19 protein-coding genes are annotated in these 17,658 nt (G+C 67.3%); 8 read left to right on the forward strand and 11 right to left on the reverse strand.

The window, feature by feature from the left end; translation table 11 throughout:
• The 3 genes from ACIKT0_RS04360 to ACIKT0_RS04370 all read left to right on the forward strand — a co-directional run.
• Positions 1 to 221 (forward strand): hypothetical protein (locus ACIKT0_RS04360; RefSeq protein WP_407104159.1); only part of this gene is annotated, 221 nt, incomplete at its 5' end.
• A gap of 4 nt (positions 222 to 225) precedes the next feature.
• Positions 226 to 1,287, forward strand: a complete 1,062-nt coding sequence (locus tag ACIKT0_RS04365) for a glycosyltransferase (protein ID WP_407104160.1) — start codon at positions 226 to 228, stop codon at positions 1,285 to 1,287.
• 779 nt (positions 1,288 to 2,066) lie between these two features.
• Positions 2,067 to 3,080, forward strand: a complete 1,014-nt coding sequence (locus tag ACIKT0_RS04370; protein WP_407104162.1) for an LLM class flavin-dependent oxidoreductase — start codon at positions 2,067 to 2,069, stop codon at positions 3,078 to 3,080.
• Positions 3,081 to 3,086: 6 nt separating this feature from the next.
• On the opposite strand, the gene ACIKT0_RS04375 is transcribed toward ACIKT0_RS04370, so the two are convergent.
• The 7 genes from ACIKT0_RS04375 to cyoA all read right to left on the reverse strand — a co-directional run bounded on the left by ACIKT0_RS04375 (position 3,087) and on the right by cyoA (position 10,055).
• A complete protein-coding gene (locus tag ACIKT0_RS04375) occupies positions 3,087 to 3,620 on the reverse strand; it encodes a response regulator transcription factor (protein WP_407104163.1) in 534 nt (177 codons plus the stop codon).
• On the reverse strand, positions 3,610 to 4,923 hold the full coding sequence (locus tag ACIKT0_RS04380; RefSeq protein WP_407104164.1) for an ATP-binding protein: 1,314 nt from the start codon (positions 4,921 to 4,923) through the stop codon (positions 3,610 to 3,612). The genes ACIKT0_RS04375 and ACIKT0_RS04380 overlap by 11 nt, the downstream gene beginning before the upstream one ends.
• Before the next feature lie 63 nt (positions 4,924 to 4,986).
• Positions 4,987 to 5,733: an SURF1 family protein gene (locus ACIKT0_RS04385; RefSeq protein ID WP_407104165.1), complete on the reverse strand. Its 747-nt coding sequence runs from the start codon at positions 5,731 to 5,733 to the stop codon at positions 4,987 to 4,989.
• A 22-nt stretch (positions 5,734 to 5,755) separates the two neighbouring features.
• Positions 5,756 to 6,217 (reverse strand): cytochrome o ubiquinol oxidase subunit IV, encoded by a 462-nt coding sequence (gene cyoD / locus ACIKT0_RS04390; RefSeq protein WP_407104166.1) that lies wholly within the window; start codon positions 6,215 to 6,217, stop codon positions 5,756 to 5,758.
• Entirely contained in the window at positions 6,214 to 6,843 is a 630-nt protein-coding gene (cyoC, locus tag ACIKT0_RS04395) for a cytochrome o ubiquinol oxidase subunit III (RefSeq protein ID WP_407104167.1), read from the reverse strand. Before cyoC ends, cyoD begins: the two co-directional genes overlap by 4 nt.
• A 5-nt stretch (positions 6,844 to 6,848) precedes the next feature.
• The gene (cyoB, locus tag ACIKT0_RS04400) at positions 6,849 to 8,852 is read right to left on the reverse strand and encodes a cytochrome o ubiquinol oxidase subunit I (RefSeq protein WP_407104168.1); all 2,004 of its coding nucleotides are present in this window, start codon (positions 8,850 to 8,852) and stop codon (positions 6,849 to 6,851) included.
• A gap of 42 nt (positions 8,853 to 8,894) precedes the next feature.
• A complete protein-coding gene (gene cyoA / locus ACIKT0_RS04405; RefSeq protein ID WP_407104169.1) occupies positions 8,895 to 10,055 on the reverse strand; it encodes a ubiquinol oxidase subunit II in 1,161 nt (386 codons plus the stop codon).
• Between the two features lie 267 nt (positions 10,056 to 10,322).
• Here cyoA and ACIKT0_RS04410 point away from each other — a divergent pair, with 267 nt between their 5' ends.
• Together ACIKT0_RS04410 and ACIKT0_RS04415 are read left to right on the forward strand one after the other, a co-directional pair.
• Positions 10,323 to 11,651, forward strand: coding sequence for an MFS transporter (locus ACIKT0_RS04410; protein ID WP_407104170.1), 1,329 nt, complete (start codon positions 10,323 to 10,325; stop codon positions 11,649 to 11,651).
• A 163-nt stretch (positions 11,652 to 11,814) separates the two neighbouring features.
• Complete coding sequence (locus tag ACIKT0_RS04415; RefSeq protein ID WP_407104178.1) at positions 11,815 to 12,627, forward strand: SDR family oxidoreductase; 813 nt, start codon at positions 11,815 to 11,817, stop codon at positions 12,625 to 12,627.
• Positions 12,628 to 12,631: 4 nt separating this feature from the next.
• Here the strand turns inward: ACIKT0_RS04415 and ACIKT0_RS04420 are convergent, their stop codons facing one another.
• On the reverse strand, positions 12,632 to 12,931 hold the full coding sequence (locus ACIKT0_RS04420) for a DUF3175 domain-containing protein (protein ID WP_407104171.1): 300 nt from the start codon (positions 12,929 to 12,931) through the stop codon (positions 12,632 to 12,634).
• 190 nt (positions 12,932 to 13,121) lie between these two features.
• Entirely contained in the window at positions 13,122 to 14,144 is a 1,023-nt protein-coding gene (locus ACIKT0_RS04425; protein ID WP_407104172.1) for a phosphotransferase enzyme family protein, read from the reverse strand.
• Positions 14,145 to 14,447: 303 nt separating this feature from the next.
• Here ACIKT0_RS04425 and speB point away from each other — a divergent pair, with 303 nt between their 5' ends.
• Both speB and ACIKT0_RS04435 read left to right on the forward strand, forming a co-directional pair.
• On the forward strand, positions 14,448 to 15,431 hold the full coding sequence (gene speB / locus ACIKT0_RS04430; protein ID WP_407104173.1) for an agmatinase: 984 nt from the start codon (positions 14,448 to 14,450) through the stop codon (positions 15,429 to 15,431).
• 14 nt (positions 15,432 to 15,445) lie between these two features.
• A complete protein-coding gene (locus ACIKT0_RS04435; RefSeq protein ID WP_407104174.1) occupies positions 15,446 to 15,799 on the forward strand; it encodes a hypothetical protein in 354 nt (117 codons plus the stop codon).
• A 5-nt stretch (positions 15,800 to 15,804) separates the two neighbouring features.
• On the opposite strand, the gene ACIKT0_RS04440 is transcribed toward ACIKT0_RS04435, so the two are convergent.
• A complete protein-coding gene (locus ACIKT0_RS04440; RefSeq protein ID WP_407104179.1) occupies positions 15,805 to 16,290 on the reverse strand; it encodes a MarR family winged helix-turn-helix transcriptional regulator in 486 nt (161 codons plus the stop codon).
• Between the two features lie 119 nt (positions 16,291 to 16,409).
• Here ACIKT0_RS04440 and ACIKT0_RS04445 point away from each other — a divergent pair, with 119 nt between their 5' ends.
• On the forward strand, positions 16,410 to 16,832 hold the full coding sequence (locus ACIKT0_RS04445; RefSeq protein ID WP_407104175.1) for an organic hydroperoxide resistance protein: 423 nt from the start codon (positions 16,410 to 16,412) through the stop codon (positions 16,830 to 16,832).
• Positions 16,833 to 16,890: 58 nt separating this feature from the next.
• Here ACIKT0_RS04445 and nadC read toward each other — a convergent pair.
• On the reverse strand, positions 16,891 to 17,658 hold a 768-nt coding region (nadC, locus tag ACIKT0_RS04450; RefSeq protein WP_407104177.1), incomplete at its 5' end, for a carboxylating nicotinate-nucleotide diphosphorylase.

The raw sequence follows: 17,658 nt of genomic DNA on the forward strand, positions 1-17,658 counted from the left end.
GATCTGCCGCGTTCTGGACCGGGATCGCGCAATGGTGCCGCGGCGACCGCGCCGCCGGCGCGGAGGTGCTTCGGTTCGGGCTGAGCCTCGATCCGCGGATGCGGCTCGCGCCCCCGCTCGGCCAGCTCCTGCGCCTAGAGAGCCCCCACCTCAAGCTCTGGAGCGTCGTCGCCGACGCGACGGCGCGCAGGGCCGAGCCGCCCGCGGGCCGGCTGGGGTAACGCGATGACCCCGCTGCTGAACTTCGTGATCGACGAGCCCGGCAGCGCGCTTCCCCGGTTCAACGCCGTCCAGAGCATGAGCGATTGTCTGGCCCGGGAGCCGGCGATCGCGGCCGGCGTGGCCTCGCGCGGCGACCTGTGCTGGAGCTTTCAGACTTACCTTCATCTTGCGGAGCGCACCGGTCTGCCAGTGGCGTGCGGCAACGAGCTGCGGGACGACGCGGTGAACTTCGTCCATTCCGACCAACTGACCCGGCTGCGCAGCCGCACATCGACGTTCATCGTGTGCATGCGGGCCGACTTCCCCGCGCGCCGCTGGGCGCAGACCCACATCGTGCAGAACCGGCTGCAAGGCGGCGGCGGCGCCTTCTACCTGCCGCTGTGGCCGCAGTCGGGAATCCAGCCGCGTGATCCCGGCCGCCGCAGGGTGGAGCGGGTCGCCTATGTAGGGCAGACGTTCAACGGCAATCTGGCGGCGGACGAGACGACATGGCGCGGCGCCGTCGAACGGCTGGGACTCGAGTTCGTCGCCCCGCCCCGGGAGCGCTGGGGCGACTTCAGCTCGATCGACGTGCTGGTCGGGGTGAGGAGCTTCGACGGCCGGACCTATCCAGGCAAGCCGCCCAGCAAGCTGATCAACGCCTGGCACGCCCGCGCGCCTTTCATCGGCGGCCCCGACAGCGCTTATGAGCAGATCGGAACGCCGGGGCGCGATTATCTCCGCGCCGTCACCCTGGACGAGGTGGCGCATGCGATCGCCCTGCTGCGCGATGACGACGCCGAGTACGCCCGGATCGTCGCGAACGGCGCGCTCAAGGCGCAGCGCTACTCGGTCGAGGCCATGTGCGACCGGTGGACGGCGCTGATCCAAGCGGAGGTTCTGCCGCGGTACAATTTGTGGCGCAACCGTCCAGCTTACGAGAGTTTGCGCTTCCATGCGCTTTATCGGGTCGGACGGATTGAAAAGCGCCTGCGCGCCTGCGCGCGCCGCGCGTTGGATCTGACGGCCGACCGGCGTAGGGCCGGGCCGACCCAACGGCGCGTTGAGGGAAGTCCAGGTCGCTAAGACGACGGCGCGACGTCGAGCGCTAAAGCGAGCGCCAGAAGAAAGCGGCGGCCGCGCAGCCTCAGCGGATTGGCCATATTGGCCGGGAGCCCTGGGTCGAGGGTAGACTGCGACGCCACTTCGACGAGTCTGAACTGCTCCGTCCGGTGTTCAGTTAGAAGAGGGCGCTGTGTGAGATCAGTCGAAGCTCGGAGCGTATAGCGCCGATTCCACGGCGTCGGATGATGAGCGGCCTCGGTCCACCTTCTCTCGTTCGTCGTCGCGTAGTTGATTCGACAGCCGATCGACGAGGCGCAGCCAATCCTCGGCGATCGACAGCCAGCCCGCTCTCTCCTCGGCGTCCTCAGCGCGCGAGGCAAGAGCGCGACAAGCATCTGCCCTCTGTCGATACTGTGCCATTCTGGAAAACATGCAGGCAATGTCCCGAAGCGCCTACGATAAGGTCTTGAAAACGTCGTTACCAGTCAAGCCTCAACGTCGGGAAATCAGCGCGGACTCCACATAATTCAACGCAAGATCCGGTGACTTCCACAATCGCGATGACTGGGCGGCAGGCCTTGTCTTTGATCTGCGCGGGCAAGCGGGCCGCACGGCCTGTTCGGGAGCAGCGGCCCGATCGGCGGCAGCACGCTTTGCCGATGTCGTATCCGCCATTCAAGATCCCGGGATATTGAATAAGCGCTTAGCCAGCGGCGCAACCTTTATGGGTTCAGGCCTAGCGAGAGCGGCGCGTGATGACGATGTCATCCTCTCTCAGGGCGCAACCGCGGATGAACAGCATGATTCCTTTCTCGGTCCTCGACCTTGCGCCGATCGCGGAAGGCTCCACGGCGGCGGACGCGTTCCGCAACTCCGTCGCCTATGCGCAGGCCGCCGAGTCGCTCTGTTATGAGCGGTTCTGGCTCGCCGAGCACCACAACATGACCGGCATCGCGAGCGCCGCGACCGCCGTGGTGATCGGGCATGTGGCTGGGGCGACGCGATCGATCCGGGTGGGCTCCGGCGGCGTCATGCTGCCGAACCACGCGCCGCTGGTGATCGCGGAGCAGTTCGGGACGCTCGCCTCCCTTTACCCCGGCAGGATCGATCTTGGGCTGGGCCGGGCGCCCGGGACCGACATGGCGACGGCGCGCGCCCTGCGACGCGGCCTCGACCGCTCCGACGAGTTCCCCCAGGACGTCGTGGAGTTGATGGGCTATTTCGCGCCAGCCGAGCCCGGCCAGCGCATACGGGCGGTCCCGGGCGCCGGGCTCGACGTGCCGGTGTGGCTGCTCGGCTCGAGCCTGTTCTCAGCGCAGCTGGCCGCGATGCTGGGCCTGCCTTTCGCCTTCGCCTCGCACTTCGCGCCGACGGATCTGGTTGACGCCTTCGCCGTCTATCGTGAACGCTTCCGTCCCTCGCCGCGGCTCGCGGCGCCTTACGCCATGGCGGCCGTGAACGTGCTGGTGGCCGACAGCGATGAGGAGGCGCGGCGGTTGTTCACCTCGCAGCAGCAGACCTTCATCAATCTGCGCCGTGGGCGACCAGGTCTCCTGCCGCCACCCATCGAAGACATCGATCTGTATTGCACGCCGGCCGAGAAGGCCGGGATGCAGCACATGCTCGCCTATTCGTTCGTCGGTTCCTCGGAGACGGTGGAGCGCGGCCTCGCCGGCTTCCTCGATCAGCTCAAGCCGGACGAGCTGATGATCACCGGCCATGTCTTCGATTCGGCCGCGCGCGTGCGGTCGCTGGCGCTGACGGCGGAGATTCGCGACCGGCTGAACGGCGGCGCCAGAAGGGCCGTCGCCTGAGGCGAGCTACTTGACCGGGCGCTTCTCCAGTTTCCTGGCGAGCGTCCGCCGGTGCATGCCGAGCCTGCGGGCGGTCTCCGAGATGTTGAAGTCGGTCTCGATCAGCGTCTCGTGGATGCGCTCCCACTCGAGCGTCTTGATCGATGTCGGCCGCTCGGTGAGCGGCGCCGTCACGTCGCCTTCCGCTCGCCCGAAGGCTGCTTCGATGTCGTCGGTGTTGGAGGGCTTGGCCAGATAGTGCCGGGCGCCGAGCTTGATGGCTTCGACGGCGGTCGCGATGCTGGCGAAGCCGGTCAGCACCACGATCACCGTCTCCGGGTCATGGGCGTGCAGCGCCTGCACGCAGGCGAGGCCGGAGGCGCCGGCGAGCTTCAGGTCGACGACGGCGTAGTCGGGCGAGCGGGTCTTCAGCAGCTCCTGCAGCTCCTCGAGGCTCGACGCATGCAGCGCCTCGTAGCCGCGCCGCTCGAACGAGCGGCGAAGCGTGCGGGCGAACTGCGCGTCGTCCTCGACGATGACCAGCAGTCGTTCAGCGGCCATTGGCGCGCGTCTCCTCAATCGCCAGAGAAGCAAGGGGCAGGGTGAGGCTCACCAGCGCTCCGCCCTCGGACAGGTTCCGGGCGCTCACGCGACCGCCGAGCTTGCGCAGGACGTTCACGACAAGAAACAGGCCCAATCCTCCACCTTCGCGCCCCTTGCTCGACTGGTAAGGCTTGCCGAGGTTCGCCAGCATCTCGGGCGGAAAACCTGTTCCGCGGTCGGCGATCTCGAGCACAAGGCTCTCGTCCTCTCGGCGCGCCGCGAACCCTACCCAGCGCGGCGAGGCGTCGACGGCGTTGTCGATCACGTTGCAGATCACCTGCTTGAGCGCGGTGTCGGAAACGATCGGCAGGTCGGGCCCGAAGCGGTTCTGGAACACGAGGTTCGCGCCCTGGCGCGCCGAGCGCCGGTCCTGCACGATGTCGTCCAGGAAGGCGTTGATGGTGGTGATGACGGGCGCTTCGCCACGCGCCTCGCCTGCGGACCGCAGGATGTCCGTGACGATCGCCTTGCAGCGCCTGACCTCGGCCTGCATCTCCTCGATCTCCGGCGCGAGCTCGGGATCGGAGGCCAGCCGGGGCATTCTCCGCCAGTCGCTCAGGATGACGTCGAGCGTCGCGAGCGGCGTTCCGAGTTCGTGCGCGGCGCCGGACGCCAGCAGTCCCATGCGGACGATGTGATCTTCCTCCGCCGCGCGCTGCCGGAGATCGGCGAGCCGGGCGTCCCGCTCGCGGAGGTTCCTTCCGATCCGGTTGACGAAGACGACCAGCAACGCCGCGTCGAGCACGAAGCAGATCAGCATGCCCTGCACGTGCAGCCGGAACAGCGATCCGGCGTCCTCCCCAGGCACCGCGATCGGCTGGTTGAACACAGCCAGGCCCGCGAAGCAGGCGGTCGTGATGAGCACCATCGCCCAGGTCGACCAGACCTCGAGCAGCACCGCGCTCAGCGTGACCTGCAGCAGATAGAGGAAGGCGAACGGGTTGGTCGCGCCGCCGCTGAAATAGAGCTGCGCCGTCAGCGCGGCCGCGTCGAAGGCGAGAGCGAGGAACAGGCCGGTGTTGCTGACCTCGGCATGCGTCCGGAGCCGCAGGAGGGTCGCGAGGTTGAGGGCGACCAAGGCCGCGAGCACGACGCCCATGGGCGCGAGCGGCAGATCCACCCCGAGACCGAGTTCGACGACAGCGATCGTCAGGATCTGCCCGACCACAGCGATCCAGCGCAGCTGAACCAGCTGCAGGATGTTCTTGCGGGCGGTCGACTGGCTGGCTGGTGAGAGGTCGCTGGTCACGAAAGCGGGCACGCTGGGACTTCGTATCGCCGCACAGGCGAAGAGCGCCCAGGCGGATGACGATGGACGCGGGCGTCAGCGCCCGCGGCGGAGCCGCAGCTCTCGCCGCATCATATAGGCGCCGGCGCCCGCGGCCATCAGGGCCAGCGAGAACCAGGTGAACGCATAGACCAGATGGCTGTTGTGGAACGACACGACGGTCATTCCGCCCTTTGGGACGCCCGGGCGGTCGCCGCCCGCATCGGCGTCGATGAAGTAGGGCGCGACATCCTTCAATCCGCGCGCGGCCGCGATCGCCCGAACGTCGCGCGAGAACCAGCGGTCGGCGGCGGGATCGTTGGAGCGGAGGAAGCCGCCCTCCGGCTCGCTTATGCGCAGAAGGCCCGTGATGGAGGTTTCGCCGTCCGGACCGTCGGGGTCGCCACGCCAGCCGGTGGGAACGAAGCCGCGGTTGATCAGGACGATGAAGCCGTTGGAGGTGCGGAACGGCGAGAGGACCCAGTAGCCGGCGCCGAGATCGGTGACGGCCTGGGTCAGCGCCGGCTTCACCTTCTCGAAGACGCCGGAGACCCGCACCCGGCGGTACTCGTCGCTCTCGGCGGTCACCGACGGCCACTGCGCCGGGCCAGGAGCAGGCGAGGGCGCGGCGTGGACGCGGCGCTCGACCCGGTCGATCAGGTCGAGCTTCCAGGAGAGCCGCTGGACCTGCCAGATCCCGAGCGCGGTGAAGACCGCGCAGGCGGCCACGAGCAGAAAGACGAGCCCGAGGAACGCGCCCGGCCCACGCCGGGAGCTTCCGTCGGCTTTCCGCTCCGCGGCCATCTTCAGCGCGGCCGACGCAGCCTCAGTGGCCGCTGTGGGGCGAGCTGACCCCCGGCGTCATGTCGTTCATTCCGGCCGGGCCGCCCATGCCTTCCATCGGCACATGGGCGGGCATCATGTTCGCGTTCAGGTGGAACATGACCCAGAACGAGCCGGCGAGCGTGATCACCACGATCACGATCGTGAAGATGGCCGCCAGCATCGTCCAGCCGCCTTCCGACTTCGTGTTCATGTGCAGGAAGAAGATCATGTGGACCACGATCTGCATCGCCGCGAACACCAGGACCGTGATGGCCGCCGTCCGCGGGTCGCGGAACACGTCGCCCATAACCAGCCAGAACGGAATGGCCGTCAGGATGACCGAGAGGAAGAACCCGAGCAGGTAGCCGCCCATCGTGCCATGGCTGGCGTGCGAGTGATCGAGCTCGTGGCCGTGCCCGGCGCCATGCGGCTCGTGCGATGCGGCGTGGGCGTCGGCGCTCATCGCAGAACTCCCATCAGGTAGACGAAGGTGAAGACGCCGATCCAGATAACGTCCAGGAAGTGCCAGAACATGCTGAGGCACATCAGCCGGCGGCGGTTCTCGATGACCAGCCCGCGCTGAGCGACCTGCACCATCAGCGTGACGAGCCAGATGACGCCGAAGGTGACGTGCAGTCCGTGCGTGCCGACCAGCGCGAAGAAGGACGACAGGAAGGCGCTGCGCTGGGGCGTGGCCCCCTCATGGATGAGGTGCGCGAACTCGTAGAGCTCGATCCCCAGGAAGGCCAAGCCGAACAGCCCCGTGACGCCGAGCCAGACCAGCGTCTGAACCTTGCGGTCCTTGGCCATCGCCAGCATGGCGAAGCCATAGGTGATGGACGAGAACAGCAGCATCGCGGTGTTCAGGGCCACCAGCGACAGATCGAACAGATCCGCGCCGGTGGGCCCTGCTGCGTAGCTGCGGCCCAGGACGCCGTAACAGGCGAACAGGACCGCGAAGATGAGGCAATCGCTCATCAGGTAGATCCAGAAGCCGAGCAGCGTCCCGTTCTCGGGGTGATGCTCGTCCTGGACGTAGAAGGTCGTCGGGTCGGCCTTGGCGGCCGCGGCTGCGGCGGTGGCGCTCATTCGTTTCAGGCCCCCGCGGTCAGAAGGCGCGTGCGCTCGTTCTCGATCTCGGCGACGCGTTCGGCCGGGATGTAGAAGTCACGCGCATAGTTGAAGGTGTGAGCGATCGAGAAGACCAGGATCGCCACGAAGCTCAACGCCGCCAGCCACCAGATGTACCAGATCAGCGCGAAGCCGAGCACGGTGGACAGGCCCGCCAGGATGATGCCGGCGCCGGTGTTCTTCGGCATGTGGATGGCCTTGTAGCCTCCCACCGGCCGCACGTAGCCGCGCTTCTTCATGTCCCACCAGGCGTCGAGATCGTGGACGCGCGGCGTGAAGGCGAAGTTGTACTCCGGCGGAGGCGAGGAGGTCGCCCACTCGAGCGTGCGGCCGCCCCACGGATCGCCCGTCGTGTCGCGCAGCTGCTCGCGGCGCTTGAAGCTCACGACGAGCTGGATGAGGAACGACAGGATGCCGATCGCGATGAGCACCGCGCCGAAGGCCGCGATCACGAACCAGATCTGCAGCGACGGATCGTCGAAGCGGTTCAGGCGACGCGTCACGCCCATCAGGCCGAGCACGTAGAGCGGCATGAAGGCGAAGTAGAAGCCGACCACCCAGAACCAGAACGACATCTTGCCCCAGAACGGATCGAGCTTGAAGCCGAAGGCCTTCGGGAACCAGTAGGTCACGCCCGCCATCAGGCCGAACACGACGCCGCCGATGATCACGTTATGGAAGTGCGCGATCAGGAACAGCGAGTTGTGCAGCACGAAGTCGGCCGGCGGGACGGCGAGCAGCACGCCCGTCATGCCGCCGATCACGAAGGTCAGCATGAAGGCGACCGTCCACATCATCGGCAGCTCGAACCGGATCCGGCCGCGATACATGGTGAACAGCCAGTTGAAGATCTTCGCGCCCGTCGGGATCGAGATGATCATCGTCGTGATCCCGAAGAACGAGTTCACGCTCGCGCCCGACCCCATCGTGAAGAAGTGGTGGAGCCACACCAGGTAGGACAGGATGGTGATGACCACGGTCGCGTAGACCATCGACGCGTAGCCGAACAGCCGCTTGCCCGAATAGGTGGACACGACCTCGGAGAAGATGCCGAACGCCGGCAGGATCAGGATGTAGACCTCCGGGTGGCCCCAGATCCAGATCAGGTTCACGTACATCATCGGCGAACCGCCGAAGTCGTTCGTGAAGAAGTTCGTGCCGACGTAGCGGTCGAGCGAGAGCAGCGCGAGCACCGCCGTGAGCACCGGGAAGGCCGCGACGATCAGCACGTTCGTGCAGAGCGCGGTCCAGGTGAAGACGGGCATCTTCATCATGGTCATGCCGGGCGCGCGCATCTTGACGATGGTCGCGATCAGGTTGACCCCGGACAGCAACGTTCCCACGCCTGCGATCTGCAGCGCCCAGATGTAGTAGTCGACGCCGACGCCTGGACTGTAGGAGGACCCGGACAATGGCGGGTAGGCGAGCCAGCCGGTGCGCGCGAACTCCCCGACGAAGAGCGACACCATGACCAGAGCGGCGCCGCTCGCGGTCATCCAGAAGCTGAAATTGTTCAGGAACGGGAAGGCCACGTCGCGCGCGCCGATCTGCAGCGGCACGACGTAGTTCATCAGCCCGGTCACGAACGGCATCGCCATGAAGAAGATCATGATGACGCCGTGCGCGGTGAAGATCTGGTCGTAGTGGTGCGGCGGCAGGTAACCGTTGACGTCGCCGAAGGCGATCGCCTGCTGAGCACGCATCATGATCGCGTCCGCGAAGCCGCGCAGCAGCATCACGATCGCGAGGATGATGTACATGATGCCGATCTTCTTGTGATCGACAGTGGTGAACCACTCTTTCCAGAGATAGCCCCAGAGGCGGTAGTACGTCAGCGCGCCAATGAGGGCCGTGCCGCCGATCGCGACTACGAGGAACGTCGCGACCAGGATCGGGTCGTGATACGGGATCGCCTCCAGGGACAGACGTCCGAAGATCAGCTTCTGGAGGTCCAGATTGGAAAACATGATGTCTGCTCGTTCAGTCAGCTGAGTCGGTCGGCGGCGGGCTTAGTGGTGCATCTGACCGGGAGCGGGACCTTGATGGTCCGTCCCGGGCATGCGGTGGCCCTGGCCTTCGTCCGGCTGGGTCTGCTGCTTGTTGACGTCAGGCGCCAGCGAGTCGGGCTTCATGCCCTGCGGCTGCTCCTGGCTGCGGGCGGGGCGGCCGGAGACAGGGAAGGTCGCGCCCGGCTCCTCGACGCCCTGGCGCAGCCGGTGGCCGTCGTAGCGCAGGCGCTCACGGTTGGCTTCGCTGTTCTTGTGGTCGCCGCCCTTCGCGTCGATGTGCATCATCTCGCTCATGCACATCTGGCCAGGCAGGGCGCACATGTTGAGGATCTTGTTGTAGAGGCCGGTTTCGACTGACGCGTAGTAGCGCACCGGCTCGCCCTCGCTCGGCCGCTCGAGCGCCCGATAGACGTCCTGGTCGAGCGGCGAGCCCTCGGCCTTCGCCTTGGCGATCCACTCGTCGAAGCCCTTGTGGTCGACCCCCAGGAACCTGAAGTTCATCCGGGAGAACCCGGACCCGCTGTAGTTGGCCGAGAAGCCGTTGAAGTCGCCGGGCTTGTTGATCACCGCGTGGAGCTTGGTCTCCATTCCGGGCATCGCGTAGATCTGGCCAGCGAGCGCTGGAATGAAGAACGAATTCATCACCGAGGAGGCGGTGATGTGGAAGGTGATCGGCCGGTCCACGGGGGCGGCCAGTTCGTTGACGGTCGCGATGCCGTATTCGGGGTAGAAGAACAGCCACTTCCAGTCGAGCGCCACGACCTGCACGTCCAGCGGCCTGGCGTCGGGCGGCATGGGCTTCGACGCGGAGATGCGGTCGAGCGGCCGGAACGGGTCAAGCAGATGGGTGCTGATCCACGTGATCGCGCCGAGCGCGATGATGATCGCGAGCGGCGCCGACCAGATGACGACCTCGAGCCGCGTCGAGTGGTGCCAGTCCGGATCGTAGGTCGCGGACGTGTTCGACGCGCGATAGCGCCACGCGAACAGCACCGTGAGCGCCATCACCGGGACGATGATGATCAGCATCAGGATCGTCGAGATGACGATGAGGTCCCGCTGCTGGGCCGCGATGTCGCCAGAGGGGTTGATCACCACCATCTCGCAGCCTGCGAGCAGGAACAGCAGCGGCAGAAGGACGATTTTGCGGAGAATGCTCACGGGCAGGCCGACGGTCGGTGGGGAGGCTTTGCTAGGCTGCGTTAAGCCCCTCACCGAAGCCAAGATAGTGGACGGTTTGTCCCATCGGCTCAGACGTCGCAGGCGCAGCTCGCGACCGGATGCGGCGCTCGCGCGTTTCGACCGCGGAGTCCTGGTAGCCGCCTTGGCCGTAAGAACAAATGCGGCGTTGGGGCGTTCCATGGTCATCTAGCGGCGCGGCCAAGCGGTGGCCGCCGCCACTGTTGGCGTTCCGGAGCGAAGAAACGCATGAGCCACGATTACGCCCTGTCGCATAGCGAGCCCCTGGAGCGCGACGCCCGCCTCGTCAGCGGCGACGCCAAGGTCGCGCCCGGCGAGATCGCGATCGCCGTCGTCATCGGCCGGACGTCCGAGTTTTTCGATTTCTTCGTCTACGGCATCGCCTCGGTGCTGGTGTTCCCGCAGCTGCTGTTCCCTGAGTTCGATCCGCTGACGGCGACGCTCTACTCCTTCGCGATCTTCTCGCTCGCCTTCATCGCGCGGCCGATCGGCTCCGTGATCTTCATGCAGATCGACCGGCGCCATGGCCGGGGCGTTAAGCTGACGATCGCCTTGTTCCTGCTCGGCGGCTCCACGGCGGCGATGAGCTTCCTGCCAGGTTACGCCCAGATCGGCTTCGTGGCGGCCGGAATGCTCGCCTTCCTCCGGATCTGCCAGGGGCTGGCGCTGGCGGGCGCGTGGGACGGCCTGGCGTCGCTGCTGGCGCTGAACGCGCCCCAGAGGCATCGCGGATGGTACGCGATGATGCCGCAGCTCGGCGCGCCCCTGGGCTTCCTGCTCGCGGCCGGCCTGTTCGCCTTCTTCGTCAGCAATCTCTCGAACGAGGACTTCCTGTCCTGGGGCTGGCGCTACCCGTTCTTCGTGGCCTTCGCGATCAACGTCGTGGCGCTGTTCGCCCGTCTCCGCCTCGTGGCCACGGACGAGTTCACCGCCCTGCTCGAGCGCCGTGAACTGAAGCCCACTCCGGTCTGGCAGATGTTCCGCAACGAAGGCGGCAACGTCCTGATCGGCGCCTTCGCGGCGCTTGCCAGCTTCGCGCTGTTCCATCTGGTGACGATCTTCCCGCTGTCCTGGGTCACGCTCTTCACGGGCCGCTCGGCGCGGGATTTCCTCGTGACCGAGATGGTTGGCGCCGTGATCTGTCTGCTCGCGATCATCGCCTCGGGCGTGATCGCGGACCGGATCGGACGGCGCACGCTGCTTGGCGTCTGCGCGGTGCTGATCGGCCTGTTCAGCTTCGCCGCGCCGTTCCTGCTGAGCGGCGGCGCGATTTCCGAGGCGGGCTTCATCTTCCTCGGCTTCGCCCTTCTGGGCCTCGCCCATGGGCAGGCGTCCGGCGCCGTGACGTCTAATTTCTCGACTCAGTACCGCTACACCGGGGCGGCGCTGACCTCGGACATGTCCTGGCTGTTCGGAGCCGCCTTCGCGCCGCTCGTGGCGCTCGGTCTGTCGGCGAAGTTCGGGCTGGCCTTCGTCGGGCTCTATCTGCTGTCCGGCGCCGTCTGCTCCGGCGTCTCGCTGCTGATCAACAGGCGCATGCTCGACATTCGGGACTGACCGCACCGCGCTGACGCGGGACCTTCTGCGTCGCTCGCTCGTTGTGAAAGCGAAGGCCGCTCCTCAGGGAGCGGCCGCGTTGTCAGACAAGGAGCACGACGTGGCGATCCAGAACCCGACAGCAGACGCCCCGCAGCCGCCTCAGCCGAAGCAGCAGCAGGACATGCCGGGCCACACCGGCGACATGCGCCCTCGTCCTGACCACGGCGAGGAAAGCTACCGCGGCTCCGGCCGGCTGGCCGGGATGGCGGCGATCATCACGGGGGCGGACTCAGGCATCGGCCGCGCCGTCGCGATCGCTTATGCGCGCGAGGGGGCCGACGTGCTGATCTCGTATTACGACGAGCACGAGGACGCTCAGGAGACCGCGCGCTGGGTCGAAAAGGCGGGGCGCAAGGCCGTCGTGGTCGCGGGCGACATCAAGCAGGAGGCGCACTGCAACGAACTGATCGAGAAGGCGATGGCCGAGTTCGGCCGGCTCGACATCCTCGTCAACAACGCCGCCCATCAGGCGAGCTTTGAGAAGATCGAGGACATCAGCGCGGAAGAGTGGGACGTCACCTTCCGGACCAACATCTACAGCCAGTTCTACCTCTGCAAGGCGGCGATCCCGCGCATGAAGCCGGGCTCGGCGATCGTCAACACGACCTCGATCAACGCCAAGAACCCCAGCCCGCATCTGCTCGCCTACGCGACCACGAAGGGCGCGATCGCGAACTTCACCGCCGGGCTCGCCGGGCTCGTGGCCGAGCAGGGCATCCGCGTGAACGCGGTGGCCCCGGGGCCGATCTGGACTCCGCTCATTCCTGCCACCATGCCGCCCGAGGCGGTGGAGAGCTTCGGCGAGAACACGCCGCTCGGCCGCGCCGGGCAGCCCGCCGAACTCGCGCCGGCCTATGTGATGCTCGCCTCCAAGGAAGCGAGCTACATCACCGGCGCCGTCATTCCGGTCACGGGCGGCCGGCCGATGCTCTAGCGGCTCAGGCCTTGTGGAACAGGCGGCGGAGCTCGTGCTTCGCCGCCTCCAGCGTAGCGCGTTGCGGGTCGCTCAGGTTGGAGCCGGCGCGGTTGATGTGGAAGGTCAGCATCGACATCGCCGAGCGGTAGGGATCCGATTTCCGCCGCTGGCTCCGCTCGGCCGAGCGCTTCAGCGAGGCTGCGATGTCGGCGGGATCCTCCTTGGTGAAGACGCCCTCTTCGAGATCGAGCGCGTCGCTTTCGCGGGTGACCTTCGCCGACCACCTATGGTCCTGATCCGCGCCTGTGTTCGAGCCTGACATCGTTCTCCCTCGCACCAGCTGACCCGAGAAAGGTCGCACGCTGTTGGAACCACCAGGCGGCCGTCGAGTTCCGGCCGGTGCCCCCGCGCCGCTGCCGCCGCGAGTCTGCCGACTGGTCGATGCCTCAGGCGGCCTTGAGCTTCGCGACGGGCGTGGATCCAGGCCGAGCCGTCAAAGATCAGAACGTCGATCAGCAGGTCGCCGTGCTGAGGGATCGGGCGCGAGCATCTTCCGGGCATTGCAGCAGGTAGCTCTCCGCGAGCTCCACGCTGCCATCGGTGTAGCGAACGCCCAGGGCCTGGGCGGTCGGCGTCTCGGAGTGTGACGCCACCCAGGCTGTGAGCAGGATCCGGCGGAGCAGCAGGAACGTCGGCATCATGGCCCGGTCCTCGGCCGAGATCGGCGCGACCTCGGCGTAGCCGCTGAGCCAGGCGTCCTCGAGCTCCGGTATGAACGGCTCGTGCTCCATGAAGCTGACGGCCGCAGCAAAGTCGTACAGGAACCAGGAGAAGCCGCAGTCGTCGAAGTCGATGACGCCGAGCCGATCGCCGTCCACCAGCAGGTTGGCGAGCCGCAGATCGCCATGGATCAAGCCGAACCTCTCCGGAGAGGCCCCGTAGGCGCGGAGCCGCCGCCTCAGAAGGTCCGCCGCGCGATGGAGGACGTCGCGGCCCTCCCGGTCGAGCCCGAGCCCGTCGCGCCAGTCTCCCCAGAGCGGGCGATCGCCCAGCATGGCGTCGAAATCCCAGGTCTTGCGGGCGAACCTCACTGGCGGCCGCCATTTGCGCGCGTGGTGGTGGAGCCGCGCGGTGACCCTGCCGAGTGACCGGAACCACGGGACGAGCTGGGCGCCGGGCTCCGGCTGCTCACCGCTCATGAACTCGAAAGCCGTGACGTTTCGCCAGCGCCCCCCGTCTTCGAAGCCACCGAGGAGATCGCCGTTCTTCGCGCGCAAAGGCGCCGGGGTCTCGGCGACGCCGTTCGCCCGCAACGCTTCGATCCAGGCGAGCTCGGACCGGATCTCGTCGCTGCAATGATAGTTGGGCCGATGGACGCGAAGCACGACCCGAGCGCCGCGGTCGGTCTCCGCCAGGAAGGTGGCGTTCTCGGAGATCGCCAGCAGTCGGAGCGGGGCCTCGGGACCAAGCCGCCACTCCGTCAGTGACCCGCGAAGCCCGCTCTCCAGCCGCGACAGGGCGGCCTCCTCATACATGGCGGATCGCGCGCCGGAAGTCTGCGGTCCGGTCCCGCACGCAAGGCTTTGATGAGCGGGCCACCGGATCTTCGGCCGCCGGGATGATCGTGAAAGCTTCATGCGTCAGGACATGCGAGCGGGGAGGAACGCGAACGATAGCATGCCCCGATCCGGGGCCCGGCGCCGTTGCGGCGTCGGACATGCGGCCAATCGGACGCCGAGCGCCGGCGCGAGCCGCTATCGTCATCAGGAGCGGGCGCTGCTAATCAGCTTGGGAGGCGCGTCCCGGGCGCGGTCGCGTCGATGTCATCCGCGAGAGCCATGGCCAAAGACCCGCTTTTTCCTCGTCCCGTCGACGACGCGCTCGACGCCTCCCGCCGCTACGGCGAGTCGATCGAATCGAACTACGCCGGCGCCGTCTCGTTCCTGCGCCGGCCTTATGCGCGCTCCGCCGAGGGCTTCGACGTGGCGGTGTGGGGCGTGCCCCTCGACACCTCGGTCTCCAATCGACCCGGGACGCGCTTCGGACCGCGCGCCATCCGGGAGGCGTCGACGATCAATGTCGGCGACCCGACCTATCCGTTCCAGTTCGACATCTTCGGCGACCTTGCAGTGGCCGACACGGGCGACTGCTCGCTGGATTACGGAAGGGTCGATCAGATGCCGGCCGCCATCGAGGCGCAGGCGGCGGCGCGCCTCGCGACCGGGGCGCATCTCGTCACCCTCGGCGGAGATCACTTCCTCACCTATCCGGTGCTGAAGGCGCTGGTCGCCCGCATCGGACGGCCCGTGGCGCTGGTGCAGTTCGACGCCCATCAGGACACCTGGGACGACGACGGCAGCCGGATCGATCACGGCACGATGATCACCCGCGCCGTCCGGGAAGGGCTCATCGTTCCCGAACGCTCGATCCAGATCGGGATCCGCACGAACGCGCCGCAGGATTGCGGCTTGTCCATCGTCGACGGCCTTCTGGCGCAGGAACTCGGTCCGCTGGCGACGGCGAGCCGTATCCTCGGCCATGTCGAAGACACGCCCGTCTATGTGACCTTCGACATCGACTGCCTCGATCCGGCGTTCGCCCCCGGAACCGGGACGCCGGTCTGCGGCGGAATTTCCTCCAGCTTCGCGATCTCCTGCCTCAGGCGGCTTGGCGCCCTCGACCTCAAGGGCTTCGATGTCGTCGAGGTTTCGCCGCCCTACGACCACGCCGGGATCACGGCGCTCGCCGGCTGCACCATGGCGCAGATGTATCTCGGCCTGCTCGCGGAGCGGAAGCGGATGGGCAAGCAGATCGCGCCCTGAGGAGAGGAAGGCCCATGCGCCAGGTCCGTCTCATGGCCGCCGCCGCGCTCGCCGTCGCGGTCTCCGGCTGCGCGGGCGAGAAGCTCTGGATGAAGCGCGGGGCGGGGCCGGGGGAGGCCAACGCCGACGAGATGTCGTGCGCCGAGGAATCCGAAAGCCGCGCCAGCATCGTCATCGGCGACGGTCTCGGCCCCGGCTTCGGGCCGGCGACCGACCGGTTCAGCCAGCGCTTCGCCTGCCTGAGGTCGCGCGGCTACCGGCTCGTGACGATCACCCCCGAGGAGAGCGCGCGGCTGAAGAGCCTGGGCGGGATCGAGCGCGAGACCTACTGGAGCGAACTGCAACGCAAATACGGCGTCGCCCCCTGAGACGGTCAGGCGTCCTCCGCATTAGTCGCGAGGGCGTCACGCAGCGCGCGCACATCCTGGTTGAGGCGCTTGAGCTCGGGGATCTTCATTCCCGAGCGCGCGAGCAGGGTCATCGGCACGCAGGCGGCGCGCTCCTGCAAGGCCCGTCCGGCCTCGGTCAACTCGACCATCACCTGCCGCTCGTCCTCCGCGCTGCGACGGCGAACAACGAGGCCCGCGCTTTCCAGCCTCTTGAGCAGCGGCGTGAGCGTGCTCGACTCCAGCATCAGCCGCTCCGCTATGTCCTTCACGGCCAGCCGGTCCTGCTCCCATAAGGCGAGCATGGTGAGATACTGCGGATAGGTGAGGCCAAGCTGGTCGAGCGCCGGCTTGTAGGCGCGATTGATCGCCAGGGCCGCCGAATAGACGGCGTAGCAGAGCTGGTCCTGCAGTTTGAGGCTCGGTGAATTGGACACGTTCAGTCTCCGGGGGGCGGCCCCAAGATAATGCATATCGCGATAATAATCTGCATGGCGGCCATGCGCCACGACAGGCTTGAGAAAGTTATCGCGATAATGAAATATTCGACATCGAAACGGGCGGCCGAGCCGCTCCATCAAAGGAGGCTGACATGAAGGCGCTTTATCAGACCGAGGCTGTCGCCACTGGCGGCCGGACGGGCACCGCCGCCACCACGGACGGCAATCTCAAGGTCGATCTCGTCACCGCCAAGGAGCTCGGCGGCCCCGGCGGCGCGGGCACCAATCCCGAACAGCTTTTCGCGGCCGGCTACTCGGCCTGCTTCCTCGGCGCGCTCAAGTTCGTGGCGTCCAAGGAGAAGGTGAAGATCCCGGACGACACGACGGTCGCCGCCAAGGTCGGCATCGGGCCGCGCGATGACGGGCAGGGGTTCGGCCTCACCCTCGCGATCAAGGTCACCATCCCGGGCCTCGATCGCGCCCAGGCCGAGGAACTCGCCGCCAAGGCGCACGTGGTGTGCCCCTACTCGAACCTCGCCAAGGGCGGGGCCGACGTCGACGTTTCGGTGGCGTGACGCATGCAGCGTCCGGCCCGCGTCAGGCGGGCTGGACGCGCCTTCCGTGAGACGGGACTCAGGCGACCGCGACGTCGAGGCCGAGGTCGAGCGTCGGCGCGGAATGAGTGATGCGGCCGACCGAGATCAGGTCCACGCCCGACTCGGCGATCGCTACGACCGTGTCGAGCGACACATTGCCGGACGCCTCGGCCAGCATCCGGCCGTCGATCCTCTCGACCGCCTCCCGGAGGACCGCCGGCGGCATGTTGTCGAGCAGCACGACGTCCGCGCCCTCGGCGATGACCCGGTCAAGCTGCTCCAGCGTATCGACCTCGATCTCGATCTTCACGAGATGACCGGCCGAGGACCTGGCGCCGCGCAGCGCAGCCTCGACGCCTCCGGCGACGGCGATGTGGTTGTCCTTGATCAGGATCGCATCGTCGAGCCCGAACCTGTGGTTCGAGCCGCCGCCGCAGCGCACCGCGTACTTCTCGAAGATCCGCAACCCGGGCGTGGTTTTCCGCGTGCAGCAGATCCGCGCCTTGGTGTGAGCGATAAGGTCGGCGTAGCGGGCGGTTTCGGTCGCGACCCCCGACAGATGGCCCAGGAAATTGAGGGCGGTGCGTTCGGCCGAGAGCACGGCCCGCGCCGGCCCCTCGATGCGCGCGATCACCTCGCCCGCCGTGAGGCGGGCCCCATCCTCGACCTCGGCCTTGAACGAGATCGCGGGATCGAGCGCGCGGAATGCGGCCTCGGCGAGTTGCAGGCCAGCGAGGCGCCCGGTCTGGCGGGCGGCGATAACCACCCGCGCGACGGCGCTTGCCGCCGAAGCTCGAGGTGTTGA

Source organism: Hansschlegelia beijingensis (assembly GCF_045505405.1).
Classification (GTDB): Bacteria; Pseudomonadota; Alphaproteobacteria; order Rhizobiales; family Methylopilaceae; genus Methylopila; species Methylopila beijingensis_A.